25 protein-coding genes are annotated in these 24549 nt (G+C 62.0%); 14 read left to right on the plus strand and 11 right to left on the minus strand.

Annotated features, from left to right (window positions below):
* Positions 1-97: 97 nt before the first annotated feature.
* Positions 98-457, minus strand: a complete 360-nt coding sequence (locus AB4O22_RS21040; protein WP_460097069.1) for a DUF6124 family protein — start codon at positions 455-457, stop codon at positions 98-100.
* A gap of 608 nt (positions 458-1065) precedes the next feature.
* Between AB4O22_RS21040 and AB4O22_RS21045 the strand changes: the two genes are divergently transcribed.
* On the plus strand, positions 1066-1461 hold the full coding sequence (locus AB4O22_RS21045; protein ID WP_223472591.1) for a type II toxin-antitoxin system PemK/MazF family toxin: 396 nt from the start codon (positions 1066-1068) through the stop codon (positions 1459-1461).
* 8 nt (positions 1462-1469) lie between these two features.
* On the opposite strand, the gene AB4O22_RS21050 is transcribed toward AB4O22_RS21045, so the two are convergent.
* A complete protein-coding gene (locus AB4O22_RS21050) occupies positions 1470-3116 on the minus strand; it encodes a Na+/H+ antiporter (RefSeq protein ID WP_223472592.1) in 1647 nt (548 codons plus the stop codon).
* 364 nt (positions 3117-3480) lie between these two features.
* Between AB4O22_RS21050 and AB4O22_RS21055 the strand changes: the two genes are divergently transcribed.
* From AB4O22_RS21055 to AB4O22_RS21070, 4 genes are all read left to right on the plus strand, one after another.
* Positions 3481-3789: an arsenate reductase gene (locus tag AB4O22_RS21055; RefSeq protein ID WP_460097736.1), complete on the plus strand. Its 309-nt coding sequence runs from the start codon at positions 3481-3483 to the stop codon at positions 3787-3789.
* A gap of 31 nt (positions 3790-3820) precedes the next feature.
* Complete coding sequence (dapD, locus tag AB4O22_RS21060; protein WP_003198211.1) at positions 3821-4855, plus strand: 2,3,4,5-tetrahydropyridine-2,6-dicarboxylate N-succinyltransferase; 1035 nt, start codon at positions 3821-3823, stop codon at positions 4853-4855.
* Between the two features lie 112 nt (positions 4856-4967).
* Positions 4968-6173, plus strand: a complete 1206-nt coding sequence (locus tag AB4O22_RS21065) for an aminotransferase class V-fold PLP-dependent enzyme (RefSeq protein WP_223472594.1) — start codon at positions 4968-4970, stop codon at positions 6171-6173.
* Complete coding sequence (locus AB4O22_RS21070) at positions 6170-6574, plus strand: SufE family protein (protein ID WP_223472595.1); 405 nt, start codon at positions 6170-6172, stop codon at positions 6572-6574. The genes AB4O22_RS21065 and AB4O22_RS21070 overlap by 4 nt, the downstream gene beginning before the upstream one ends.
* Positions 6575-6691: 117 nt before the next feature.
* Here AB4O22_RS21070 and tcdA read toward each other — a convergent pair whose 3' ends face one another.
* A complete protein-coding gene (tcdA, locus tag AB4O22_RS21075; protein WP_003198205.1) occupies positions 6692-7504 on the minus strand; it encodes a tRNA cyclic N6-threonylcarbamoyladenosine(37) synthase TcdA in 813 nt (270 codons plus the stop codon).
* 218 nt (positions 7505-7722) lie between these two features.
* Here tcdA and dapE point away from each other — a divergent pair, with 218 nt between their 5' ends.
* The 3 genes from dapE (at position 7723) to AB4O22_RS21090 (ending at position 10143) form a co-directional block, all read left to right on the plus strand.
* Positions 7723-8874, plus strand: coding sequence for a succinyl-diaminopimelate desuccinylase (gene dapE, locus AB4O22_RS21080; protein ID WP_223472596.1), 1152 nt, complete (start codon positions 7723-7725; stop codon positions 8872-8874).
* Entirely contained in the window at positions 8874-9683 is an 810-nt protein-coding gene (locus AB4O22_RS21085) for a putative RNA methyltransferase (protein WP_003198202.1), read from the plus strand. The genes dapE and AB4O22_RS21085 overlap by 1 nt, the downstream gene beginning before the upstream one ends.
* Positions 9684-9765: 82 nt before the next feature.
* Entirely contained in the window at positions 9766-10143 is a 378-nt protein-coding gene (locus AB4O22_RS21090) for a hypothetical protein (RefSeq protein ID WP_003198200.1), read from the plus strand.
* Positions 10144-10289: 146 nt separating this feature from the next.
* Here the strand turns inward: AB4O22_RS21090 and AB4O22_RS21095 are convergent, their stop codons facing one another.
* Positions 10290-10499 (minus strand): cold shock domain-containing protein, encoded by a 210-nt coding sequence (locus tag AB4O22_RS21095; RefSeq protein ID WP_003198198.1) that lies wholly within the window; start codon positions 10497-10499, stop codon positions 10290-10292.
* Between the two features lie 240 nt (positions 10500-10739).
* Between AB4O22_RS21095 and plsB the strand changes: the two genes are divergently transcribed.
* The 4 genes from plsB to AB4O22_RS21115 all read left to right on the plus strand — a co-directional run bounded on the left by plsB (position 10740) and on the right by AB4O22_RS21115 (position 15011).
* The gene (plsB, locus tag AB4O22_RS21100; protein ID WP_003198195.1) at positions 10740-13238 is read left to right on the plus strand and encodes a glycerol-3-phosphate 1-O-acyltransferase PlsB; all 2499 of its coding nucleotides are present in this window, start codon (positions 10740-10742) and stop codon (positions 13236-13238) included.
* 188 nt (positions 13239-13426) lie between these two features.
* The gene (locus AB4O22_RS21105; RefSeq protein ID WP_223472598.1) at positions 13427-13801 is read left to right on the plus strand and encodes a hypothetical protein; all 375 of its coding nucleotides are present in this window, start codon (positions 13427-13429) and stop codon (positions 13799-13801) included.
* Between the two features lie 91 nt (positions 13802-13892).
* Positions 13893-14288, plus strand: coding sequence for a YbaY family lipoprotein (locus tag AB4O22_RS21110; RefSeq protein ID WP_223472599.1), 396 nt, complete (start codon positions 13893-13895; stop codon positions 14286-14288).
* Positions 14289-14321: 33 nt separating this feature from the next.
* The gene (locus AB4O22_RS21115; RefSeq protein ID WP_223472600.1) at positions 14322-15011 is read left to right on the plus strand and encodes a DUF4197 domain-containing protein; all 690 of its coding nucleotides are present in this window, start codon (positions 14322-14324) and stop codon (positions 15009-15011) included.
* Between the two features lie 135 nt (positions 15012-15146).
* On the opposite strand, the gene AB4O22_RS21120 is transcribed toward AB4O22_RS21115, so the two are convergent.
* A complete protein-coding gene (locus AB4O22_RS21120; RefSeq protein ID WP_460097071.1) occupies positions 15147-18212 on the minus strand; it encodes an efflux RND transporter permease subunit in 3066 nt (1021 codons plus the stop codon).
* 6 nt (positions 18213-18218) lie between these two features.
* Positions 18219-19319, minus strand: a complete 1101-nt coding sequence (locus AB4O22_RS21125; RefSeq protein WP_003198187.1) for an efflux RND transporter periplasmic adaptor subunit — start codon at positions 19317-19319, stop codon at positions 18219-18221.
* Positions 19320-19413: 94 nt separating this feature from the next.
* Between AB4O22_RS21125 and AB4O22_RS21130 the strand changes: the two genes are divergently transcribed.
* Positions 19414-20049: a TetR/AcrR family transcriptional regulator gene (locus AB4O22_RS21130; protein ID WP_003198185.1), complete on the plus strand. Its 636-nt coding sequence runs from the start codon at positions 19414-19416 to the stop codon at positions 20047-20049.
* A gap of 260 nt (positions 20050-20309) precedes the next feature.
* On the opposite strand, the gene AB4O22_RS21135 is transcribed toward AB4O22_RS21130, so the two are convergent.
* On the minus strand, positions 20310-21092 hold the full coding sequence (locus AB4O22_RS21135; RefSeq protein WP_223472604.1) for a class I SAM-dependent methyltransferase: 783 nt from the start codon (positions 21090-21092) through the stop codon (positions 20310-20312).
* Positions 21093-21183: 91 nt separating this feature from the next.
* Here AB4O22_RS21135 and AB4O22_RS21140 point away from each other — a divergent pair, with 91 nt between their 5' ends.
* Positions 21184-21804 (plus strand): energy transducer TonB, encoded by a 621-nt coding sequence (locus AB4O22_RS21140; RefSeq protein WP_223472605.1) that lies wholly within the window; start codon positions 21184-21186, stop codon positions 21802-21804.
* Position 21805: 1 nt separating this feature from the next.
* Here the strand turns inward: AB4O22_RS21140 and AB4O22_RS21145 are convergent, their stop codons facing one another.
* Genes AB4O22_RS21145 through AB4O22_RS21160 form a run of 4 tightly spaced genes read right to left on the minus strand, consistent with a single transcriptional unit; the run spans position 21806 to position 24547 of the window.
* Entirely contained in the window at positions 21806-22504 is a 699-nt protein-coding gene (locus tag AB4O22_RS21145; protein WP_223472606.1) for an extensin-like domain-containing protein, read from the minus strand.
* 16 nt (positions 22505-22520) lie between these two features.
* Entirely contained in the window at positions 22521-23342 is an 822-nt protein-coding gene (locus AB4O22_RS21150; protein ID WP_003198178.1) for an isocitrate lyase/PEP mutase family protein, read from the minus strand.
* A 33-nt stretch (positions 23343-23375) separates the two neighbouring features.
* Positions 23376-24236 (minus strand): DUF72 domain-containing protein, encoded by an 861-nt coding sequence (locus AB4O22_RS21155; RefSeq protein ID WP_223472608.1) that lies wholly within the window; start codon positions 24234-24236, stop codon positions 23376-23378.
* Entirely contained in the window at positions 24236-24547 is a 312-nt protein-coding gene (locus tag AB4O22_RS21160) for a hypothetical protein (RefSeq protein WP_003198174.1), read from the minus strand. The genes AB4O22_RS21155 and AB4O22_RS21160 overlap by 1 nt, the downstream gene beginning before the upstream one ends.
* Positions 24548-24549 lie beyond the last annotated feature (2 nt).

The following is a 24549-nucleotide window of genomic DNA, read 5'->3' on the forward strand; positions in this document are numbered from 1 at the left end:
CCCTGGCGGCATTCCCACGCAGAGCGTGGGAACGATCCATCGACACTGCCCCCCTGTGGGAGCGAGCTTGCTCGCGATGAGGCCGGCACCTATTACATCAAGTCCGAAGCTCTACCCGGTCCATGCACTTGTTCGCCAACAACATCCCCAACTCAATCATCTGGGCCACTCCCAATGCTACATGTCGTCGCGATCCGTCCTGATCGAAGGCAAGGTCATTGAGCATTGCATTGGCCGAAGCCAGGGTTTCGCTGAGGTTGGCCAGCAACACTTCGGTGTCGATACCGTCAGCCACAGTGAATAATTGTACCGAGGGTTTGGGTTCTGACTTGCTGTCGCCAGGTTTGAGGTAATGATCCAGCACACGGTCAGCGGCCTCTTGCAGCTTTTCGGGTGCGTAATCGCCGTAGGGGAAAGTGGAGGCAGGTTTTGGTGGATTTGGAGTTTCTTTGATCATGTGATGCTCCTAAGGTGTTGGAGCTACCACAAAGTCTTCTCACGGACCTATAGAGTGGCAGCCGTACGCGGGGTGAGAATCCGGGTCAACACCACCGAACCCGGCCATGTCGAAACATGCCCGCGCACAGCCGCCATAACATGATGCATGGACGAAACGCGCCTGCACTTTATATGGCGGGCGCCTATGCGCATAGTGGGTGTTCGGATTCTCACGTCCGGTCGCTGAATTGGCAGCGACACCCAGAGGCTAGAGCCCTCGCTTCCGACGGACAACCTTAAAAACTTGTCGGAAACTTCGGTGCGTCTGACAGACGACAATCTGTCTGCTCAGACAAGAAAAGACATAAAACGTACCGCAGACGCCAAGCCTTTGATTTCGCTAAAGTTGTACACCGAAAGACCTCATTTAACCCTGTGACGAGGGTTCAAGCTGGCTTGAATTCGCTATTGCCGGTAGCCATAATCGACCCCGTCACCAGCGAGAGTTGGCAGGAGTCTGGGTCCCTCTCGGGGTTGACCCAGCGGCGCAGAAAGGGCGAAGCAAGCTCAACTGCGTGTCGATTGAAGCCGCCTTCGGGCGGCTTTGCTTTTTTATGAGGATAAGGAATGCCTCTTTATTACCATCCCAAGCAAGGCGATGTTCTTCTTTGCGACTTCACGCGGGGCTTTGTTGCACCTGAAATGCTGAAGATCCGCAAGGTGGTGGTGATCTCCCCTACTGCCACACACAGTCGCAAGCTCTGTACCGTGGTGCCGATTTCCTCCACAACGCCACAGACTCAGCAGGACTGGCACTACCTGCTCCGCAGCAATCCCCTCCAGTCCGATGGCTACAAAGAACTGTGGGTAAAGTGCGACATGATCTATACCGTGAGCTTTGAACGTCTGGACAAGCTGCACAGAAAGACTCGATCCAAGGGTCGAGAGTACTTCGTTCCTCGCCTGGGCTCTGAAGACAAGCAAGGCGTAATCGCCGGTGTGAAGGCCTACCTTCCGCTCTGACCCTGCCGTTATTTACCCAACCCCAAATTCGCCTCAGCCAAATCCAACTCCCCCAGCACCTCACGCAACACATCATCCCCAATCTGATGATGACGACTGAGGCGATACAACTCCAACCGCTGCGCCCGATAGGCCTTCAAGCGCAGCCGGCGTTCCAGCAGGTCCATTTCGAACGCCAGCGCCTGGGCTTCGGCGGAGTCGTTGAACACCTCCAACTGATGGCGATACTCAGACATCAGCCGCGCCTTGACCTCGGTCGCCAGCGCCGCCTGGGCCGCATCCGGCGTACTGGTCGCTTCGGTCGGCTCCTCCACTTCCAGTGCATGAATCGCCGCTTCAGCGGTTTTGCGCCAGGCATCACGCACTTCGGTACGACGTTTGTCGTCGGGGCTCCTCTCGATGCCCCGCAGCAGCAATGGCAAGGCGATGCAGGCCGCAATCAACGACAACAGAATCACCCCGGCGGCAATGAAGATCAGCAAGTCGCGCTCGGGAAACTGCTCACCCGCGGCCAACAGCAACGGCACCGACAGCACTCCCGCCAGTGTCACCGCGCCGCGCACTCCGCCGAAGGTCAGCAACCAGCAGGAGCGTGCGGTCGGCACCAGGGTCAGTTCGCGCTCACCGCGCCAGCGCCGCAACAGCCCGGACAGGCGCCAGGTGCTTTGCACCCAGACAAATCGCAGCACTAGCAACACCAGGAAAATCGCCACCACATCCAGGCAGCGGTAGAACAGCGTTGGCCACAGCGTCGTCTCGTGGCTGGTCACTGCCTTGATGATGTCCGGTAATTGCAGGCCCAGCAGCAGGAAGATCAAGCCGTTGAAGGCGAATTCCAGCAGCGACCAGACGCTGCGATTGAGCAGCCGCGTACCGGTCTGGCGCGGCAGCAGGTCGAGCCAACTCTGCATCATCCCCGCCGCCACCGCCGAGAGAATGCCCGAAGCGCCCAAGCGTTCGGCCAGCACATAGGCCGCGAACGGCAGCAGCAGCATGAACACCACGTGGGTGGCCGGGTCGTCCCAACCCCGAGCAATCATCCAGGCCCGCAGACGCCCCACCAGCCAGCTCAAGCCCACGCCCACCAACAGGCCGCCAACCGCCACCAGGACGAAGGTCAGGCTGGCATTCGCCAGGGAAAACACGCCGGTGATCGCCGCGGCCAAGGCGAACTTGAAGGTCACCAGGCCCGACGCATCGTTCATCAGCGCCTCGCCCTGCAGCACGTGCATCAGCGGCGCGGGCAAGCGGTCCCGGGTAATCGCCGACACCGCCACCGCGTCGGTAGGCGACAGCACGGCAGCCAGGGCGAAGGCCACCGGCAGCGGGATACTCGGCAGCAGCCAATGAATGAAATAACCGGCACCCACCACCGTGAACAACACCAGCCCCACCGCCAGCGTCAGGATCGGCCCTCGCAGGCGCCACAACTCGCGCTTGGGCATGCGCCAGCCATCGGAAAACAGCAGCGGAGGCAAGAAGAGAAACAGGAACAGTTCGGGATCGAGAGCTACGTGCAGGCCCAGGGACGGCCAGGCCAACAAGGCACCGGCGCCGATCTGCACCAGGGGCAACGGCAGGGGGATCAACCGCCCGATCAGGCGCGACACGCCCACCAGCATTAACAGGATCAGGACGGTATAGGCGCTTTGCATGACGGTTTTCCAATGACAGCAACACACATCCGGCAACAGCTTGCCGTTGAAGTGCCATATTAGCCGCTTAGCATGGGTCTGGCCGTTGTACCTATGTCGCAGCCCTGCCCTGTGGCAATGAGCCTGTGGGAGCAAAGCTTGCTCGCGATGAACGGTGGCCCGGTCTTGCAGTTGAACCGTGTCGTCTGTATCGCGAGCAAGCTCGCTCCCACAGGTTTGAGTGCATACCGATCTGGACCGTCGCGAAACCGTCCGGTCATGGCATAATCCTTCACCTTTTATTTTCAGCACCTGCAAAGGGGGCAGTTCCTTGACCGATTCAAGCAAAACGTTGCACCTTTTCGGCATCAAAGCCTGCGATACGATGAAAAAAGCGCGTACCTGGCTCGATGAGCACGCGGTGCGCTATGACTTTCACGATTACAAAACTGCAGGCATCGACCGTGAGCACCTGACCCAATGGTGCAACGAGCATGGCTGGCAAGTGGTGTTGAATCGTGCCGGTACGACCTTTCGCAAACTCGACGACGAACGCAAAGCCGATCTCGACCAGCCGAAAGCCATCGAACTGATGCTCGCCCAACCCTCGATGATCAAGCGCCCGGTTCTTGACCTCGGTGACCGAACCCTGATTGGCTTCAAGCCAGATATTTATGCGGCAGAGATCAAGTAAGCCTGCCCAGTCCATTTGTAGAGGTAATTTCATGTCCACTACCCTGTTCAGCCTGGCCTTCGGTGTCGGCACTCAAAACCGTCAAGGCGCCTGGCTGGAAGTGTTCTACGCACAGCCGCTGCTCAACCCGTCGGCTGACATCGTCGCAGCCATCGCGCCGATTCTCGGCTACAGCGAAGGCAACCAGGCCATCACCTTCACCACCGCCCAGGCCTCGCAACTGGCAGAAGCACTCAAGGGTGTCGATGCCGCGCAAGCCGCGCTGCTGACCCGCCTGGCCGAAAGCCACAAGCCGCTGGTCGCCACGCTGCTGGCCGAAGACGCCCAACTGTCTTCCACCCCTGAGGCCTACCTCAAGCTGCACCTGCTGTCCCATCGCCTGGTCAAGCCTCATGGCCTGAACCTGGCCGGCATCTTCCCGCTGCTGCCGAACGTGGCCTGGACCAGCCAGGGCGCGATCGACTTGAGCGAACTGGCTGAGCATCAGCTCGAAGCCCGCCTGCGTGGCGAGCTGCTGGAAGTGTTCTCGGTGGACAAGTTCCCGAAAATGACCGACTACGTGGTTCCGGCCGGCGTGCGTATCGCCGATGCCGCACGGGTCCGCCTGGGCGCCTACGTGGGCGAAGGCACCACCGTGATGCACGAAGGTTTCGTCAACTTCAACGCTGGCACCGAAGGCCCGGGCATGATCGAAGGCCGTGTTTCGGCGGGCGTATTCGTCGGCAAGGGCTCGGACCTGGGCGGCGGTTGCTCGACCATGGGCACCCTGTCGGGCGGCGGCAACATCGTGATCAAGGTCGGCGAAGGCTGCCTGATCGGCGCCAACGCCGGTATCGGTATCCCACTGGGCGACCGCAACACCGTGGAGTCGGGCCTGTACGTGACCGCCGGCACCAAAGTGAAGCTGCTGGACGAAAACAACCAACTGGTCAAAGTGGTCAAGGCCCGCGACCTGGCCGGCCAGCCTGACCTGTTGTTCCGCCGCAACTCCGAGACCGGTGCGGTGGAATGCAAGACGCACAAATCGGCCATCGAGCTGAACGAAGCGCTGCACGCCCACAACTAAGCTTCACACCACCACCTGTGGGAGCGAGCCTTTTTGTGGGAGCCAAGCTTGGCTCCCACAAAAAAAGCCCGCTCCCACAGGGTCCGGCGTCATTCGAGCAGGGCCCGAAAGCATGTTGATCCAATCCCCCTGGCGTGCCGATTTCCCGGCCATCGCCGCCCTGCAACGGCAAGGCCAGACCTACCTGGACAGCGCCGCCACCACGCAAAAACCCCAAGCACTGCTGGATGCCCTGACGCATTACTACGTCAATGGCGCGGCCAACGTGCACCGTGCGCAACATTTGCCGGGCGCCCATGCCACACAGGCGTTCGAGGACAGCCGCCTCAAGGTTTCGCAGTGGCTCAATGCCGGAAACTGCGGACAAGTAGTCTTCACCCACGGCGCCACTTCGGCGCTGAACCTACTGGCCTATGGGCTGGAATATCTATTCAACCCGGGCGATGAGATCGTCATCAGCGCCCTGGAACACCACGCCAACCTGCTGCCGTGGCAGCAACTGGCCGAACGCCGTTCATTGACCCTGGTGGTGTTGCCACTGGATGCCGACGGGGTGATCGACCCTGGCGCCGCCGCCGAACTGATCGGCCCGCGTACGCGCTTGCTGGCGGTGAGCCAGTTATCCAATGTGCTCGGGGCCTGGCAGCCGGTGCCGGCGCTGCTGGCGCTGGCCAAGGCCCAGGGCGCGCTGACGGTGATCGATGGCGCCCAAGGCGTGGTTCACGGTCGCCACGACGTGGAGGCGCTGGGTTGCGACTTTTACGTGTTTTCCAGCCACAAACTCTACGGCCCCGATGGGCTGGGCGTGCTGTTTGGCCGTACCGAAGCCCTCGGCAACTTGCGTCATTGGCAGTTCGGCGGCGAAATGGTGCAACAGGCCGATTACCACAGCGCCAGCTTCCGCCCGGCGCCGCTGGGTTTCGAAGCGGGCACGCCGCCGATTGCCAGCGTGATCGGCCTGGGGGCGACCCTGGATTACCTGTCCGACCTCGACCCGCAGGCGGTCATCGAGCATGAGGCAGCGCTGCATGACTACCTGCTCCATGGCCTGTTGGCCCGCAACGGCGTTCGCCTGGTGGGCAACCCGCGCCTGGCGCTGGTCAGCTTCGTGGTCGAAGGCATTCACAACGCCGACCTGGCCCACCTGCTGACCGAGCAAGGCATCGCGGTGCGCGCCGGGCATCACTGCGCAATGCCGTTGTTCAAGCATTTGAATCTGTCGGGGGCGATTCGGGTGTCGCTGGCGCTGTACAACGACTCCGCTGATCTCGAGCGTTTCTTCGAGGCGCTGGACCAGGCCCTGGAGATGCTCCGATGAACCTGCCCGCCGAGGCCGCCACCGCGCTGCAGATTTTCCAGGACGCGTCAGGTTGGGAACAACGCGCCCGACTGCTGATGCAATGGGGCGAGCACCTGCCGCCCCTGAGCGACGAAGACAAGTGCGAGGCCAACCTCGTCCACGGCTGTGAAAGCCAGGTGTGGCTGGTGGGTCAGTTGCACGACGGGCATTGGCAGTTTTGCGCCAGCAGCGATGCGCGGTTGATCCGTGGGCTGGTGGCGTTGCTGTTGGCGCGGGTCAACGGATTGTCCGCTGAAGAGTTGCAGCAGGTGGATTTGCCGGGCTGGTTCAATCAGTTGGGATTGTCGCGGCAGTTGTCGCCGTCGCGTAGCAATGGCTTGAATGCAGTGTTGAAGCGGATGCTTGAGCTGACTGAATGATCGCCATCGCGAGCAGGCTCGCTCCCACAGGGGATCCGTGTCGTACACAAAATTTGTGTTCCTTGAGATCCAATGTGGGAGCGAGCCTGCTCGCGATGAGGGCATCAGCTCCAGTGCTCAAACCTGAGGCTTGACCCTGTCCGCCGGCCGCCGCACGCCCGCCACGATCTTATCCACAGCCTTGGTCGCCGCGACCATGCCGAACGTCGCCGTCACCATCATCACCGCACCGAACCCGCCAGCGCAGTCGAGCTTGACGCCGTCGCCGACAAAACTCTTCTGCAAGCAAATGCTGCCGTCCGGTTTCGGGTAGCGCAGTTGTTCGGTGGAGAACACGCAAGGCACGCTGTAGTGACGGGTCACGGTGCGGGAAAAGCCGTAGTCGCGGCGCAAGGTGGAGCGCACCTTGGAGGCCAGCGGATCGTTGAACGTACGGTTCAAGTCGCAAACCTGGATCAGCGTCGGGTCGATCTGCCCGCCCGCGCCGCCGGTGGTGATGATCTGGATCTTGCGGCGCTTGCACCAGGCGATCAGCGCAGCCTTGGCGTTGACGCTGTCGATGCAGTCGATCACGCAATCGATGTTCGGCGTGATGTATTCGGCCATGGTGTCGCGGGTGACGAAGTCGGCCACCGCGTGCACGGTGCAGTCGGGGTTGATCCCGCGCAGCCGCTCGGCCATCACCTCCACCTTGGGTTTGCCGACGGTACTGTCCAGGGCGTGTAACTGACGGTTGGCGTTGCTGACGCAGACATCGTCCAGGTCAAACAGCGAGATCTCGCCCACGCCGCAACGGGCAATGGCTTCCGCCGCCCAGGAGCCGACACCGCCAACCCCGACAATCGCCACATGGGCCGCCCGCAGGCGCTCCAGGCCTTCGATGCCATACAAACGGGCGATACCGGCAAACCGTGGATCTTCTGTACTCATGACCATTACCCCAAAAACCGGCGCGCATTATAGGGCTTTGTCTCGGCAATTTAAGCAAAACCTCTGTGGGAGCGAGCTTGCTCCCACAGGTTTTGTGCTCCACCTGTCCCGCACCAGGGGCCCATGGTGGTCGTTTTGCTATAAGATAACCGCCATTTTGCGCGAGCCAGCCCGCGCCTGCATAAGCCTTGCGTTCACACTATATTCCCGGAGCTTTCATGACGGCCCACGCCGACCTCTCGCCGACCCTGCAACTCGCCTGCGACCTGATCCGCCGTCCGTCCGTGACGCCGGTGGATGCCGATTGCCAGAAACTGATGATGCAGCGCCTGGGCAACGCGGGCTTTACGCTCGAACCGATGCGTATCGAGGATGTGGATAACTTCTGGGCCAGCCATGGCAAGCATGACGGTCCGGTGCTGTGCTTCGCCGGGCACACCGACGTGGTGCCGACCGGTCCGGTGCAGGCCTGGCAGCTCGACCCGTTCGATGCGGTCATCGACGAACAGGGCATGCTCTGCGGCCGTGGCGCGGCAGACATGAAAGGCAGCCTGGCGGCGATGGTCGTGGCGGCCGAACGGTTCGTCTCCGACTACCCGGACCACAAGGGCTCGCTGACCTTCCTGATCACCAGCGATGAAGAAGGCCCGGCCCACCACGGCACCAAAGCCGTGGTCGAGCGTCTCAAGGCCCGTCAGGAACGACTGGACTGGTGCATCGTCGGCGAACCGTCGAGCACCACGTTGGTGGGCGATGTGGTCAAGAATGGCCGGCGCGGTTCCCTCGGCGCGAAGTTGACCGTGCGCGGCAAGCAAGGCCACGTGGCTTATCCACACCTGGCGAAGAACCCGATCCACCTGGCCGCGCCCGCCTTGGCTGAACTGGCCGCCGAGCATTGGGACCACGGCAACGACTTCTTCCCGCCGACCAGTTTCCAGATATCCAACCTCAATTCCGGCACCGGTGCGACCAACGTGATCCCCGGTGACCTGGTGGCGGTGTTCAACTTCCGCTTCTCCACCGAATCCACCGTCGAAGGCCTGCAACAGCGCGTTGCCGACATTCTCGACAAGCATCAGCTGGATTGGCACATCGACTGGGCGCTGTCCGGCCTGCCGTTCCTCACCGAACCCGGTGCGCTGCTCGACGCCGTATCGTCGAGCATCAAGGACGTCACCGGGCGCGAGACCCAGGCGTCCACCAGCGGCGGCACGTCCGACGGGCGCTTCATCGCCACCATGGGCACGCAAGTGGTGGAACTGGGGCCGGTCAACGCGACCATCCACCAGGTCAACGAACGCGTGCTGGCCGCCGATCTCGATGTGCTGACCGAGATCTACTACAAGACGCTGATCAAGTTGCTCGCCTGATGCTCGCCTGCCCGATCTGCAGTGAACCGCTGAACGCGGTGGACAACGGCGTGGTGTGCCCGGCCGGCCACCGCTTCGACCGCGCGCGGCAGGGTTACCTGAACCTGCTGCCGGTGCAGCACAAGAACAGCCGCGACCCCGGTGACAACCAGGCGATGGTCGAAGCCCGCCGCGACTTCCTCAACGCCGGGCATTACGCCCCGGTCGCCCGGCGCCTGGCGGAACTGGCCGCCGAACGCGCGCCCGGGCGCTGGCTGGACATCGGCTGTGGCGAGGGCTACTACACCGCGCAGATCGCCGAAGCGTTGCCCAACGCCGATGGCTATGCCCTGGACATTTCCCGCGAGGCGGTCAAGCGCGCCTGCAAACGCAACCCGCAGCTGACCTGGTTGATCGCCAGCATGGCCCGGGTGCCGCTGGCGGACGGCTGCTGCCAGTTCCTGGCCAGCGTGTTCAGCCCGCTGGACTGGCAGGAGGCCAAGCGCTTGCTCAGCCCCGGCGGCGGCCTGATGAAAGTCGGCCCCACCGCCGGCCACTTGATGGAGTTGCGCGAGCGCCTGTACGACGAAGTGCGCGAGTACACCGACGACAAGCACCTGGCCCTGGTGCCGCCGGGCATGGTGCTGGATCACAGCGAAACCCTCGAATTCAAGCTGACCCTCGACAGTGGCCAGGACCGCGCCAACCTGCTGGCCATGACGCCCCACGGCTGGCGCGCCAGTGCCGAACGCCGTGCCAGCGTGATCGAGCAGGCCGAGCCGTTCCAGGTCACGGTGTCGATGCGCTACGATTATTTCGTTCTTCAATAACCTTTTGATTCCGGTCCCGGGCAACCGCTCGGGCCCCGTTAAATCCGCGAATGGATTTTTCAAGACCGCAGCGAGGACATCCATGCGCCAACCCGATATCGAGATTTACCTCAAAGACGCCGACGTCGACCACAAGGCCATCGCCGCCTGGCTCGGCCAGGCCCTGGGCCCGTGCAGCGACTGGGTGCAGAAAGGCCAGACCTACAAGTGCAAGGCCGGCAACATCCCGGTGACCTGGCTGCCCAAGGCCGTGGGCAAATGGAACAGCCTGTACCTGGAAAGTGACCAGACCCCGTGGGAAGACGACATCGCCTGCGCCCGCGCCGCCTTCGCCGCACTGAATGTCGAAGTGCGCTGCGCGCCTGGGTCATGGGTCGAGGAAGAAGGCGAGGAGTCGGCGGATCGCTGGATTCGCATCAGCGCCGATGGGGAAGAAGAGATTACCTGGAAGACGGCGTGACGCTGACTTCCAGCCCACCGAAGAGCCAATGTGGGAGCGAGCTTGCTCGCGATAGCGGTAGATCAGCCAGATTAGAAGTGACTGACACACCGCTATCGCGAGCAAGCTCGCTCCCACAATGGTTTTGTGTAGGCAGTGAATGCGGGTTACAACCCCACCACATCCTCAGCCTGCAAGCCCTTCTGCCCTTCCACGACCGCGTACTCGACCTGCTGGCCTTCGGTCAGTGAACGGTGGCCTTCGCCGCGGATGGCGCGGTAGTGCACGAACACATCCGCCCCGCCTTCACGCTGGATGAAGCCGTAGCCCTTCGCGTCGTTGAACCACTTCACACTGCCGGTTTCCCGTGCTGCCATGATGCTCACTCCCATTTTTATTTTTTGAGTCGGCTTTTCCCGCCCAACCGCAAAAGGCAAAGCCGTACGAACTTTAGCCACCCTCCGGCCATCCATAAGGGAGGCCGTGGCAGTCACTGGCCGAGTATATGACACACGAGAAAACTCTCAACTGACTTTACTTCGGCGCTTTTTTGCCGATTTTCGGCGAATCCGGCACACTGGCGCCCGCCCCATCCCATTCACTCATGCAGAAGCCGTATGACCCGCTCCCCGTTCCGCCGTCTTGTGTTTGGCACCCTGCGCCGACTGTTGTACCTCTGGGTTCGCTCAGAGACGATCAACCAGTCGTCCTTCACCCTCAACCTCGACCGCAGTCGTCCGGTGTTCTACGTCCTGCAAGATCCTTCGCTCACCGACCTGGCGGTGCTCGACACCGAATGCACCAAGGCCGGCCTGCCCCGTCCGGTGCTGCCGGTCTCGGTGGGCAACCTGCTGGAACCGGCGGCGTTTTTCTACCTGACGCCAGCGCCGGACTGGATCGGCCGCCAGGACAAGCGCGGTGCGCCGCCCACCCTGACTCGGCTGGTCAACGCCTTGACCCACAATGCCGCCGAAGACGCCCAGATCATCCCGGTCAGCGTGTTCTGGGGGCAGTCGCCCGACAGCGAATCCAGCCCCTGGAAGCTGTTGTTCGCCGACAGTTGGGCCGTCACCGGGCGCCTGCGCCGCCTGTTGAGCATCATGATTCTGGGGCGCAAGACCCGCGTGCAATTTTCCGCGCCGATCCACCTGCGCGAGCTGATCGAACACGACAAGGGCCACGAACGCACCGTGCGCATGGCCCAGCGGATCCTGCGGGTGCACTTCCGCAATCTGAAAGCAGCGGTCATCGGCCCCGACATTTCCCACCGACGCAACCTGGTCAAGGGTCTGTTGAACCAGCCGCTGGTCAAGCAGGCGATTGCCGAGGAAGCCGAGCGGGAAAAAATCTCCGCCGAGAAAGCCAAGGCCCAGGCCCTGCGCTACGGCAACGAGATCGCCTCGGACTACACCTACACCGCGATCCGTTTCCTGGAAGTGGTGCTGAGCTGGTTCTGGAACAAGATCTACGACGGCATCAAGGTCAACCACATCGAAGGCGTGCAGAACGTCGCCCAAGGCCACGAAGTCATCTACGTGCCGTGCCACCGCAGCCACATCGACTACCTGCTGCTGTCGTACCTGCTGTTTCGCAACGGCCTGACGCCACCGCACATCGCCGCCGGCATCAACCTCAACATGCCGGTGATCGGCGGCCTGCTGCGCCGTGGCGGGGCGTTTTTCATGCGTCGCACCTTCAAGGGCAACCCGCTCTACACCGCCGTGTTCAACGAATACCTGCACACGCTGTTCACCAAAGGTTTTCCGGTGGAGTACTTCGTCGAGGGCGGGCGTTCGCGCACCGGGCGCATGCTGCAACCCAAGACCGGCATGCTCGCCATCACCCTGCGCAGCTTCCTGCGCTCGTCGCGCATGCCCATCGTGTTCGTGCCGGTCTACATCGGTTATGAGCGCGTACTGGAAGGCCGCACCTACCTGGGCGAACTGCGCGGGGCCAGCAAGAAAAAGGAATCGATCTTCGACATCTTCAAGGTCATCGGCGCCCTCAAGCAACGCTTCGGCCAGGTGGCGGTGAACTTCGGCGAACCGATCAAGCTGGCGGAATTCCTCGACGGCGAACAACCGGATTGGCGCCAACAGGAACTGGGCCCGCAATTCAAACCGGCCTGGCTCAACGCGACCACCAACCGCCTCGGCGAGCGCGTAGCCCGGCACCTGAACGAAGCCGCGGCGATCAACCCGGTCAACCTCGTCGCCCTGGCGCTGCTGTCCACCAGCCGCCTGGCCCTGGACGACCGCGCCATGGCCCGGGTGCTCGACCTGTACCTGGCGTTGCTGCGCAAGGTCCCGTACTCGCCCCACACCACCCTGCCCGAAGGCGATGGCCGGGCGCTGATCGAACATGTAAAAGGCATGGACCTGCTGTCGGAACAGAGCGATGCCCTGGGCAAGATTCTGTACCTGGATGAGCAGAACGCGGTACTGATGACCTACTACCGCAACAACGTCCTGCACATCTTCGCCCTGCCGGCGTTGCTGGCGAGCTTCTTCCAGAGCAGCTCGCGCATGAGCCGCGAGCAGATCCTGCGCTACACCCATGCGTTGTACCCGTACCTGCAATCGGAGCTGTTCATTCGCTGGTCGCTGGAAGAACTGGATGGCGTGGTCGACCAGTGGCTCGAAGCATTCGTCGAACAGGGCCTGCTGCGTTTCGAAAATGACCTGTACCTGCGTCCGGCGCCGAGTTCGCGGCACTTCGTGCTGCTGACCCTGCTGTCAAAAAGCATCGCCCAGACCTTGCAGCGCTTCTACATGACTGTTTCGCTGCTGCTCAACAGCGGCCAGAACACCATCAGCGCCGAAGAACTGGAAGACCTCTGCACCGTCATGGCCCAGCGCCTGTCGATCCTGCATGGCCTGAATGCGCCGGAGTTCTTCGACAAGAGCCTGTTCCGCCACTTCATCCAGACCATGCTCGACCTCGACGTACTGCGCCGCGACGAGGCCGGCAAACTCAGCTACCACGAACTGCTGGGCGAACTGGCCGAAGGCGCGGCCAAGCGAGTGCTGCCGGCGGAAATTCGCCTGTCGATCCGCCAGGTGGCGCTGCATCGCAGTGAAGATGCCGCAGAGGTCGCCATCAGCCCCGACAGTTGAAGGTTGTCGATCACTCACCGAGAAGCATGGAGCGCTTGCGGTGAGTTGATGGGACAGTCAACCAGCTTACTCCGACGCTGCGCAGCGGCTAAGGCGACGTCAAACCAAGAAAAGACCTACAGAGAACTTTGGAGCAGACCTTTAGGATGGGCTCACGTCAATGTCGACGTACTGAAAAGGAATTCAGCATGAACATCATCACGTTAACCCTGCAACTGCCCGAAGGCTTTCAACTCCCGGAAGCCGCTCGCACCGAAGTCAGTGTGCAAAATACTGCCGGCGCTCAGATCAGCGCCAGCGGTGGCCAGGGTTCCAACATGGCGCCTAAGGAGCCAGTGGCCCAGCAGCCTTGGCAATATCGCTTTCTCCTCGACCCCAAGACGACGCCCGTAGGGGAGGAACTCTCGGTCAAGGCACAAGCGTACGAAGGTGACACCGCGCTTTTTCTTGAAACCGAACAGGCCTTCACCTGGGATGGCGGCAATCAACACGTTGACATCCTGCTGAGCCTGGCGCCAGCATCGCTGGCTGAAACTGTTCAAGCGCCCGCGTTCGGTTCCTGAACCGCGACGTTACGAATGGATGCTTGGACGCAAATCCGCTAAATGCTCATTGACGCCCGCGTGGCTGGCGTCAATGAGCCAGGTGCTTCCAATGAAAAAACTCGCTCTGCTTGCATCCATGACGCTACTGGCCGCTTGCCAATCGACAACCCCACCCTCCGCGTCCCTCGATGGCGAAGTCTTCTATCTGCAACGCATTGCCCTGCCGCCCAACGCTACCTTGAGCGTGAGCCTGCAGGACGTTTCCCTGGCCGACGCCCCTGCGGTGGTACTCGATGAGCAGAGCGGCCCGATCAAAGGCCAGGTCCCGCTGCCGTTCCACCTCAGTTATGATCCGGCCCAGGTCAAGCCCGGGCATCGTTATGCCGTGAGCGCCCGCATCGAAGTGGACGGCCAGTTGATGTTCATCACCACTGAACAACACGCCGTGCAACTCGATGGCAAGGATCCGCAGCCGTTGAGGATCCGCGTCAACGCCGCACGCTGATTCTTTTTTCCAACTTTCATCAAGGACGCCATCATGCTTCGCTCAACCCTCCGTTTTACTGGCCTGTGCGCTGGCCTGCTGATCTGCGCCAATGCCATGGCCCTGTCCCTGGGCGACCTGTCGCAAAAAGACGCCACGGGCGGACTCAAGGACGCCTTGACCCAAGGCGCGCAGGTAGCGGTCAAGCAACTGGGCACACCCGGCGGCTTCAGCAACAACCCGGATGTGAAGATCGAACTGCCAGGCAAGCTCGGCAAAGTCGCCAGCAAGATGAAAGCCTTCGGCATGGGTGATCAGGTCGATCAACTGGAAACCAGCATGAACCAGGCCGCCGAAGCCGCGGTGGTCCAGGCCCAGCCGATCCTGGTCAATGCCGTGAAGAACATGAGCGTGGACGATGCCAAGGGCATTCTCAGCGGCGGCCAAGACTCCGCCACGCAATACCTGAACAAGAGCAGCCGCGAGCAGATCCGCGCCAAGTTCCTGCCCATCGTCAAGCAAGCCACCGACAAGGTCGGCCTGGCGCAGAAATACAATGCCTTCGCCGGCCAGGCCGCGACCTTCGGCGTGCTGGACGCCAAGAGCGCCAACATCGAAAACTACGTGACCGAGCAGGCGCTGGACGGGTTGTTCGAGATGATCGGCAAGCAGGAAGCCACCATTCGCCAGAACCCGGCGGCTGCGGCGACCAGCTTGGCGAAGAAGGTTTTCGGTACGCTCTGAGTCTCAATCCGAAACAACTGTGGGAGCGAGCTTGCTCGCGATGGCGGTATTGGCTTCAACATCTTGGTTGACTGTTACACCGCTATCGCGAGCAAGCTCGCTCCCACATTGGATCTGTTCTGGCCTCTGAACGCCTCAGGTTTTCTTGACCCTGAACCACGCCGCATACAACGCCGGCAGGAACAACAGCGTCAACGCCGTCGCCACAATCAACCCGCCCATTATCGCCACGGCCATCGGGCCGAAGAACAGGCTGCGTGACAGCGGGATCATCGCCAGCACCGCCGCCAGCGCGGTGAGCACAATCGGGCGGAAGCGGCGTACCGTCGCTTCGATGATCGCCTGCCAGGGCGACAGCCCCGCCTTGATGTCCTGTTCGATCTGGTCCACCAGGATCACCGAGTTGCGCATGATCATCCCCGACAGCGCGATCGTGCCGAGCATGGCGACGAAACCAAACGGCTGGCGGAACATCAACAGGAACAGCGTGACACCGATCAACCCCAGCGGTGCGGTGAGAAACACCATGACGGTGCGTGAGAAACTGCGCAGTTGCAGCATCAGCAAGGTCAGCACCACCACGATGAACAACGGCACCCCGGCGTTCACCGATTTCTGGCCGCGGGCCGAATCCTCTACCGTACCGCCCACCTCCAGCAGGTATCCGTCCGGCAGTTCTGCACGAATCGGGTCCAGGGTCGGGAAGATCTGCTGCACCAAGGTCGCCGGTTGTTCCTTGCCATAGATATCGGCCCGTACGGTCACGCTCGGCAGGCGGTTGCGGTGCCAGATCACGCCTTCTTCGAAACCGTATTCCAGGGTCGCGACCTGCGACAGGGCAACGCTCTTGCCGTTGTCGGTCGGCACCGCCAGGCTCGGCAGCAACGACAGTTCGGTGCGCTCATGCACCGTGCCACGCAGCAGGATTTCGATCAGCTCGTTGTCTTCCCGATACTGACTGACGCTGGAGCCAGTGAGGGAGCTGCGCAGGAAACTCGCCAGGTTGGCCGTGCTCACGCCCAGGGCTCGGGCGCGGTCCTGGTCGACGTTCAGGTACACCACCTTGCTCGGCTCTTCCCAGTCCAGGTGCACATTGGTCACGTAAGGGTTTTCGCGAACTTTCTCCGCCACTTTGCGCGCCAGGGCGCGAACCTTTTCGATGTGTTCGCCCGTGACGCGGAACTGCACCGGGTAGCCGACTGGAGGGCCGTTTTCCAGACGGGTGACCCGCGAGCGCAGGGTCGGGAATTGTTCGTTCAGGGTCGAGATCAACCAACTGCGCAAAGGCTCGCGGTCTTCGATGGTCTTGGCCAGCACCACGAACTGGGCGAAGCTGGACGCTGGCAATTGTTGATCCAGCGGCAGGTAGAAACGCGGCGAACCGGTGCCGACGTAGGCCACGTAATTGTCGATGCCCACGTGGTCCTTGAGCAGCGCTTCAAGGCGCTTGACCTGCTCGGCGGTGTTGCTCAGGGAGGCGCCTTCCTGCAGCTTCAGGTCGACCATCAGTTCCAGCCGCCCCGATGCCGGGAAGAACTGCTGCGGCACGAAACGGAACAACACCACCGAGCCGACGAACAACAGCACGGTCAGGATGATGACGGTTTTGCGACGACGCACGCACCACTCCACCATCCGCCGGACACGCTGATAGAACGGCGTGCCGTACGGGTCGGTCTGGCCGTCAGCCGTGCCATGTTTGGCCGCGTGAATTTTCGCCAGGTCCGGCAGGAGCTTTTCCCCCAGGTAAGGCACGAACACCACGGCAGCCACCCAGGACGCCAGCAGCGCCAGGGTCACGACCTGGAAAATCGAACGGGTGTATTCGCCGGTGCCCGATTGCGCAGTGGCGATTGGCAGGAAGCCAGCCGCGGTGATCAACGTACCGGTGAGCATCGGGAATGCCGTGCTGGTCCACGCGAAACTGGCGGCCTTGATCCGGTCGAAGCCCTGCTCCATCTTGATCGCCATCATCTCCACCGCGATGATCGCGTCGTCCACCAGCAGCCCCAGTGCCAATACCAGCGCACCGAGGGAAATCTTGTGCAGGCCGATACCCAGGTAATACATCGCGGCAAACGTCATTGCCAGCACCAGCGGGATCGCCAGGGCCACCACCATCCCAGTGCGCAGCCCCAAGGAGAAGAAGCTCACCAGCAACACAATCGTCAGAGCTTCCACCAGCACCTGGACGAACTCACCAACCCCGGTCTTCACCGCCGCCGGTTGGTCCGACACCTTGCGCAATTGCATGCCGGCCGGGAGCGTGTTCTGGATCCGGGCAAAATCGACCTCGAGGGCCTTGCCCAACACCAGGATGTCACCACCTTCCTTCATGGCCACGGCCAGGCCAATGGCGTCTTCGCCCATGAAACGCATGCGTGGCGCCGGTGGATCGTTGAACCCCCGGCGCACATCGGCCAGATCGCTGATGCGGAACGTACGATCGGCAACCCGGATCGGGAAGTTGCGGATCTCTTCCACGGACTGAAAATTCCCGGAAACCCGTAGCTGCAATCGCTCGCTGCCGGTTTCGAAGAAGCCGGCGGTCGATACGGCGTTCTGCTCTTCCAGAGCCTGCTGGACCGCCGCCAAGGGCAGGCCGAGGGTCGCCAGCTTGACGTTCGACAGCTCGATCCAGATCTTCTCGTCCTGCAAACCGAGCAGCTCGACCTTGCCCACGTCCTTGACCCGTTGCAGCTGGATCTGGACGCGATCGGCGTAGTCCTTGAGCACGGCGTAGTCGAAGCCGTCACCGGTCAGCGCATAGATGTTGCCGAAGGTGGTGCCGAATTCATCGTTGAAAAATGGCCCTTGGATACCCGGCGGCAAGGTGTGGCGGATGTCACTGATCTTCTTGCGTATCTGGTACCACAGCTCGGGAATCTGCACCGAATGCAGGGAGTCGCGGGCCACGAAGGTCACCTGGGACTCGCCCGGACGGGAGAACGAGACGATCCGTTCGTAATCGCCGGTTTCCATCAGCTTCTTTTCAATGCGCTCAGTGACCTGACGCGAGACTTCCTCGGCCGTGGCGCCCGGCCAGTTGGTGCGGATGACCATGGCCTTGAAGGTGAACGGTGGGTCTTCGCTCTGGCCGAGCTTGGTGTAGGAAAGCGCGCCAACGATCGCCAGCAACAGCATCAGGAACAGTACAATCTGGCGGTTGCGCAGCGCCCATTCGGAAAGATTGAAACCCATCGGGGATTACTCCTTGGCCGTCAGGTTGACCACGCGGTTGGAGCGATCCACCGGCCGCACCTGCTGGCCGTCGAGGAGCACATGCACGCCGGCCGCCACCACCCAGTCATCTGGGTTGAGGCCTTCAAGCACCGGAACGGTCTTTTCGCCGAAGGCGCCGACCCGCACCGGGACTTTTTTCAGGGTGTTGTTGGCGTTGACCACCCAAACGTACGTCGCGCCATTTTCAGCCGTCAGGGCCGACAAGGGCACCGACAGCGGCACCTTGTCGGCAGTCTGGATAAACACCCGGGCGCTCTGGCCCAGCTCGGCCGGGACACTGCCAGCGGTGAAGGCCACACGGGCGGCGAAGGTACGGGACTTGGGGTCGGCGGCCGGCGAGAGCTCGCGAATACGTCCGCTGAAACGCTGGTCGGGCTGGCTCCACAGTTCGACCGAAACCGGCTGGCCGATCTTGAACCGGCCAAAACCCTGTTCCGGCAGGCTGATCAGCACTTCACGCTCGCCGTCGGTCGCCAGGGTGAACACCGTTTGACCGGCCGCCACCACCTGCCCGACCTCCACCGAACGCCGCGCAACCACGCCATCCTGAGGCGCACGCAGCACCGAATAGCTGGCCTGGTTGTTGGCGACGTCGAACTCGGCCTTGATCTGCTTGAGCCGCGCGGTGCCGGAGCGGTAAAGGTTTTCGGCATTGTCGTACTGGGAGCGGCTGACCATCTGCCGTTCCATCAAGGTTTTGTAGCGGTCACGCTCGGCGCGCACCAGATTCAGGTTGGCCTCGGCGGCAGCGACCTGGGCACGGGAGGCCTCCAGTTGCAGGCGCACATCTTCGGGATCGAGTTCGGCCAGTGGTTGATTGGCCTTGACCCGCTGGCCCTCTTCGACCAGTCGTCGGCTCACCTTGCCGCCAATGCGAAAGGCCAGGTCGGGCTCGAACCGTGCTCGCACTTCACCGGGGTAACTGTCCATCGCCTGGGTTGAAGGTTGTGGTTTCACCACCAGGGCCGGGCGCACGGCGACCGGGACCGGCTCGTCATGACCGCACGCAGACAATAAAAAAGCCAGGGTGACTGGCACGGCGAGGGGCAAGGCATAGCGGAACATGGCGAGTGACCTTTCGCTAATGGTGCTTGGAATAATTATACTGGCGAGTATGTTATTAATAGCAAACTCACCAGTCCAGTATTAAAGCGAAGAAATGTCGAACAATCCTCCAATCCCTTCCGGCCCCGGCCGTCCCAAGGACTTGGCCAAGCGCCAGGCCATTCTCGACGCGGCGAAGAAACTGTTCATGCATCTGGGTTATGCCAGCACCAGTATGGACGCCGTCGCCACTGAGGCGGGCGTGTCGAAACTTACGGTCTACAGCCATTTCAAGGACAAGGAGACGCTATTTTCCTCCGCCGTGATCGCCAAGTGTGAGGAACAGGTACCAACGCTTTTTTTTGAATGGCCTGACGGCGTTCCGATCGAAAATGTGTTGTTGAACATCGCTCGCGGTTTCAACCAACTGATCAACAGCGACGAATCGCTGAATCTGCATCGGTTGATCATGGCCTTGGGTAGCCAGGACCCGAAGCTGTCGTCGATTTTCTTCGAAGCCGGCCCGCAACGGATACTCTCAGGCATGGAACGCCTGCTGACCAAGGTCAACCAGCACGGCGCCCTGAGCATCGACAAACCGCGCAACGCCGCCGAGCATTTCTTCTGCCTGATCAAGGGCGCAGCGAACTTCCGCCTGTTGTATGGCTGCGGCGCGCCACTGGAACCTGAAGCGGCCGAGGCCCATGTGCAGGAAGTGGTGGAGTTGTTTATGCGGGCTTATCGGCCTTAGCTCGACCGATAGCCTTTCGCTGGCTGGAAGGGCCCCATCGCGAGCAAGCTCGCTCCCACAGGGGTTTGATGAACACACAGATCCAATGTGCAAGCGAGCCTGCTCGCGAAGGCGGCGGCATATTCAACACCTTCACCGACTGACCCACCGCTTTCGCGAGCAAGCCCGCTCCCACAGTTTGATCGAGAGCACTCACAAAAACTGCGCCCACCACCGCCCCCTGTGGGAGCGAGCTTGCTCGCGATGCAGGCGCCTCGGTCTCAGGCCTTGAGCGCTTTCTTCGGGTAGATATCGTAGCGACTGGATTTGCCATCGAGCCCATGACTCGGCTTCGGCCCTTCGATGCACGGAGCCTTGCGTGGGCGCTTGACCACTACCCGGTGGGACGCCAGGGCCAGGGCCGCAGCGAGCAGCGCCGGGGCGTCCGGGTCATCGCCCACCAGAGGGCGGAACAGGCGCATTTCCTTCTTCACCAGGGCGGTTTTCTCCCGGTGGGGAAACATCGGGTCCAGGTAGATCACCTGGGGCGGTTCGCCTTCCCAGTTGCGCATCACTTCGATGGAATTGCCCTTGAGCAAACGCATGCGCGCCACGATCGGCGCCACGTCGAAATCCTCCGCCGCGCGGGCCAGGCCATCCTCCAGCAGGGCCCCAATCAACGGTTGACGCTCGATCAGGCTCATTTCGCAGCCCAGGCTGGCCAGCACAAACGCATCCTTGCCCAACCCGGCCGTGGCATCCAGCACCCGCGGACGCACACCTTGGGCGATACCGACCGCCTTGGCGATCATCTGGCCGCTGCCGCCACCGTACAAACGCCGATGGGCTGCTCCGCCCTCGACAAAGTCCACCCGCACCGGTCCTGGCGCGTCCGGGCCCAGTTGCTGCAACTGCAATCCCTGCTCGCCGATCTGCAAGGCAAACTCGCCATCGTCCACTTGCAAAGGCAGGCCAAGCCGCTCGGCCCAGTGCTCGGCCTGCGGTTGGAAGGCCGGGGCCAGGGCCTCGACATGGATGCGGCAGGCCGCGGGTTGCTCACTCATGGAAACATGCTCAAAAAATTAAGGATCGGCAAAAACGGCCGATAACAACGGTGAACGGCATTTTGCCAGAGCTGAGCGTCGACCGAGAAAAATGTCAGGCATTCAATCCACATCGATAGGCGTTATCTCCCCTTACGGCGATTACAGCCTGCGTAACACCCAAGCGCTGAGCGGCGTCAGTCACCTGTGGCAGGATTTTTTTGCCCGGGCCCTGGCCGATCAACTGGGTGATAACGCACCGGCACCTGGCAGCTACCAGCCAGTGGCCCTCGATGAAGCGGTTGAACCGACCCTCGGCGCCGAACTGCTGGAGCACATCGTCAGCCAGCGCACCTGCGAAGTGACCGAAACACCGGTCAAGCCGCCTGAGCCGCTGTTCCTGCCCATCGCTGAATTCGAACTCGACCTGCTGGACAAGCCGTTCCCGCCTTTCCCAGCGGAAGAAATTGCCGCCCAGCAAAAACAGCAGACCTTCGAAAGCAATTGGGTTCGCCCACTCGTCCTCACCGCCGGCCAACCACTGCCGGAGCCCGGCCCTGCACCGCAACCGCGCCCACTGCACCTGCCGATTGCCGAGTTCGAACTCGACCTGCTGGACAAGCCGTTCCCGCCCTTCCCGGAAGAGGAATTGGTGGCGCAGCAGAAACAACTGGACTTCGACACCCGCTGGGCACGTCCGATCGTGCTGCAGAACCTGCGCATCGCCGCTTAAATCAGCGACAGATCCACCAAGGCCCCACATCCAGATGAAAATGGTTGCGGTGCGCCGCGTTGTAATCCGGGCTCAAGACCACACTGAACATATCGCAGGCACCGTCGCGGGCCTGACGTAGAAAGCGCGCATCGGCATTGTCCTTGGGCCAGTCCTTGAGCACGCTGACCGTGCGCCCATCGGCCAGGCGAAACCCGGCGATGTCCAGCGCACTGGCAGTGGCGTGCTGGCTACGCGAGCCGTTCTCACGACCGTACATGTTGCGACAGGCGAAACTGCCGAGGTGATCGACTCGCGTCACTTTCTGCCCATAGACCGCCGCTGCCGCCGGCTGCAACCCATGGCGCTCGAACAGCGCGAAAGCCACGGCCAGCGGACAACTGGCGAGGAAACTGCTGCTCAGCGCTACCTCACCGCCCTGCACCCTCAGTACGTTGGTCAGCGGGCAATCGGTATTGGCACCGCTGTCAGCCTGGCGAGCGGTGCGCAGCCCCGACGTGGCGAGGGCCTGGTCGCACAGCTGTGGGTCGTTGCGCAGGGCCATGAGCTTGAAACGGGTCAGCAGGTTCGGCACAAGATTGACGTCCAGGGGCGCCCAGGGATTCCATTGGGGCGGCACCGCCACCCAGCCGCGCCATACCCCCAGCACTGCGACGCCAACGAGCAGTGCCACGACTGCAAGAACTTTCAAAAACCGCACGATGTTGCCTCGGGCATCAACCCTTGAATAATTGGTTGGCCTGCTTGAACGGCATCGAGCGGCGCGTGAAGGTGAACGTGCCCTGCTGCTGGATTTCCTCGGCGGCGCGGAAGAACTCGCCAAGCGCGGCCAGGGCCAACGCCGATCCGACGCTGATGCGCTTGACGCCCAACTCGCTCAACTGCGCGACAGTCAGGTCCAGCGCCCCGGACATCAGCACATTCACCGGTTTCGGCGCCACGGCCCGCACCACTGCAAGCACTTGCTCGGCGCTGCTCAGCCCCGGGGCGTACAACACGTCGGCACCTGCGTCTGCGAAAGCCTTCAAGCGGCGAATGGTGTCGTCCAGGTCCGGATTGCCGTGCAGGAAGTTCTCCGCCCGGGCCGTCAGCAGGAAGGGATACGGCAGGCTGCGCACCGCGTCGGCGGCGGCCTTGACCCGCGCCACGGCATGGTCGAAGCAATAGATCGGGCTGTCTTCGCGCCCCGTGGCATCTTCGATCGAACCACCCACCGCACCGGCCTGCGCCGCACGGAGCAGGTTACGCGCGCAATCGTCGGGGGCATCGGCAAAACCGTTCTCCAGGTCTACAGCCACGGGCAGGTCGGTGGCCGCCACAATCGCCCGCACATTGGCCAGCGTGTCCTCCAGGCCCAGCGCGCCATCGGGCCGGCCCAAGGAAAAGGCGTGGCCGGCGCTGGTGGTCGCCAGGGTTTCAAAGCCGAGGCTGGCCAGCATCTTGGCGGAACCGGCATCCCACGGGTTGGGAATGACAAAAGCCCCTTCACGTTCGTGCAAGGCCTTGAACGCCTGGGCTCGACGAGTTTGCGCATCCATGTAGTTCGCTCCTGAGCAGAGAAGGAATGGGCCTCAGAGCAAACCCAGTTGCTCGGCGGCGGGCTCTCTATATAGCTCAGGCAGGGCCGGCAAGCCAGGCAAACGACTCATCAGGCGAGTGTGGAAGCGTTGCGCGAGTTTGGCCGCCAGCAGGTTGTCGGCGGTGTGCAGGAAGATATAGGGCGTGCGCCCCTCTTCGATCCATCCGGCGATTTTCTCCACCCACGGCGTCAGGAACGGTTCATTGGCTTCCAGCAACGGATGGCCGATGAAGCGCACTTGCGGACATTGGGTGAACGCCGCAGGCCGGGGCGGCACGCGGGGCTTTTTCGATTGCGCGTGGAGCACCGCAGGATCAAGCGAGGTGCAACTGAACAAGGCCCGGGGATCGAGACAGATGCGTTCGACACCACGATCGAGCAACAGGCGATTGAGGCGCCGTTCGGCATCGCCCTTGGCGAAGAACTCATCGTGACGGACCTCCACGGCCAAGGGGCGCCGCAAGGCGTCGATGAACCCCGCCAGTTCCGGCAACCGATTCGGGGTGAAGGCCTTGGACAGTTGCAGCCAGTACGGCGAGACGCGCTCACCCAAGGGACTGAGCAGTTGCAGGAAGGTTTCGGTGGCCGTCAGGCGCTCGCGCAAGTCGCCGTTGTGGCTGATGTCACCGGGAAACTTGGCGGTGAAGCGAAAGTGCTCGGGCATGATTTCGGCCCAGCGCTGGACCGTGGCCGCAGACGGGCTGGCGTAGAAGGTCGTATTGCCTTCCACGGCATTGAACACTTGGGAATAGAGATTCAGGAAGTCGGTGCTTTTGGCGTCCTGGGGATAAAGATAATCACGCCAGGCGTTTTCGCTCCAGGAAGGGCAGCCCAGGTAGTAAGGCAAGACCATCAGATGTAGAGATCGAGTCCCAGCACTTCCATATCCCAATCGACGAAACCGGCGGTGCTCAGGTAGCTCGCCAGGGCCGTGGCGACACTGCGGCTCATTGCACGGTGATAGAGCATGTCTTGCTGGCGGGCGGGAAGATTGCTCAGGCGTTGCGCGGAGGCTTTGGCGGCACGGGCGGCCAATTGCTCTTCAGACGGGAACTCCAGTTCGCCATCGATATCATCATCGAAGGATTCTTGCTCAGCGATTTTGCCTGCACGAGGCTTGCGCTTGATGGGATAGGACTGGGATGAAAAGCCGTCTATACGCATAA

It is taken from the genome of Pseudomonas sp. S3_B11, from assembly GCF_054667715.1.

Excerpts from the sequence above, each read along its gene's own strand:
- AB4O22_RS21040 (WP_460097069.1), bottom strand. The coding sequence starts at position 457 with ATGATCAAAGAAACTCCAAATCCACCAAAACCTGCCTCCACTTTCCCC.
- AB4O22_RS21045 (WP_223472591.1), top strand. The coding sequence starts at position 1,066 with ATGCCTCTTTATTACCATCCCAAGCAAGGCGATGTTCTTCTTTGCGAC.
- AB4O22_RS21050 (WP_223472592.1), bottom strand. The coding sequence starts at position 3,116 with ATGCAAAGCGCCTATACCGTCCTGATCCTGTTAATGCTGGTGGGCGTG.
- AB4O22_RS21055 (WP_460097736.1), top strand. The coding sequence starts at position 3,481 with ATGAAAAAAGCGCGTACCTGGCTCGATGAGCACGCGGTGCGCTATGAC.
- dapD (WP_003198211.1), top strand. The coding sequence starts at position 3,821 with ATGTCCACTACCCTGTTCAGCCTGGCCTTCGGTGTCGGCACTCAAAAC.
- AB4O22_RS21065 (WP_223472594.1), top strand. The coding sequence starts at position 4,968 with ATGTTGATCCAATCCCCCTGGCGTGCCGATTTCCCGGCCATCGCCGCC.
- AB4O22_RS21070 (WP_223472595.1), top strand. The coding sequence starts at position 6,170 with ATGAACCTGCCCGCCGAGGCCGCCACCGCGCTGCAGATTTTCCAGGAC.
- tcdA (WP_003198205.1), bottom strand. The coding sequence starts at position 7,504 with ATGAGTACAGAAGATCCACGGTTTGCCGGTATCGCCCGTTTGTATGGC.
- dapE (WP_223472596.1), top strand. The coding sequence starts at position 7,723 with ATGACGGCCCACGCCGACCTCTCGCCGACCCTGCAACTCGCCTGCGAC.
- AB4O22_RS21085 (WP_003198202.1), top strand. The coding sequence starts at position 8,874 with ATGCTCGCCTGCCCGATCTGCAGTGAACCGCTGAACGCGGTGGACAAC.
- AB4O22_RS21090 (WP_003198200.1), top strand. The coding sequence starts at position 9,766 with ATGCGCCAACCCGATATCGAGATTTACCTCAAAGACGCCGACGTCGAC.
- AB4O22_RS21095 (WP_003198198.1), bottom strand. The coding sequence starts at position 10,499 with ATGGCAGCACGGGAAACCGGCAGTGTGAAGTGGTTCAACGACGCGAAG.
- plsB (WP_003198195.1), top strand. The coding sequence starts at position 10,740 with ATGACCCGCTCCCCGTTCCGCCGTCTTGTGTTTGGCACCCTGCGCCGA.
- AB4O22_RS21105 (WP_223472598.1), top strand. The coding sequence starts at position 13,427 with ATGAACATCATCACGTTAACCCTGCAACTGCCCGAAGGCTTTCAACTC.
- AB4O22_RS21110 (WP_223472599.1), top strand. The coding sequence starts at position 13,893 with ATGAAAAAACTCGCTCTGCTTGCATCCATGACGCTACTGGCCGCTTGC.
- AB4O22_RS21115 (WP_223472600.1), top strand. The coding sequence starts at position 14,322 with ATGCTTCGCTCAACCCTCCGTTTTACTGGCCTGTGCGCTGGCCTGCTG.
- AB4O22_RS21120 (WP_460097071.1), bottom strand. The coding sequence starts at position 18,212 with ATGGGTTTCAATCTTTCCGAATGGGCGCTGCGCAACCGCCAGATTGTA.
- AB4O22_RS21125 (WP_003198187.1), bottom strand. The coding sequence starts at position 19,319 with ATGTTCCGCTATGCCTTGCCCCTCGCCGTGCCAGTCACCCTGGCTTTT.
- AB4O22_RS21130 (WP_003198185.1), top strand. The coding sequence starts at position 19,414 with ATGTCGAACAATCCTCCAATCCCTTCCGGCCCCGGCCGTCCCAAGGAC.
- AB4O22_RS21135 (WP_223472604.1), bottom strand. The coding sequence starts at position 21,092 with ATGAGTGAGCAACCCGCGGCCTGCCGCATCCATGTCGAGGCCCTGGCC.
- AB4O22_RS21140 (WP_223472605.1), top strand. The coding sequence starts at position 21,184 with ATGTCAGGCATTCAATCCACATCGATAGGCGTTATCTCCCCTTACGGC.
- AB4O22_RS21150 (WP_003198178.1), bottom strand. The coding sequence starts at position 23,342 with ATGGATGCGCAAACTCGTCGAGCCCAGGCGTTCAAGGCCTTGCACGAA.
- AB4O22_RS21155 (WP_223472608.1), bottom strand. The coding sequence starts at position 24,236 with ATGGTCTTGCCTTACTACCTGGGCTGCCCTTCCTGGAGCGAAAACGCC.
- AB4O22_RS21160 (WP_003198174.1), bottom strand. The coding sequence starts at position 24,547 with ATGCGTATAGACGGCTTTTCATCCCAGTCCTATCCCATCAAGCGCAAG.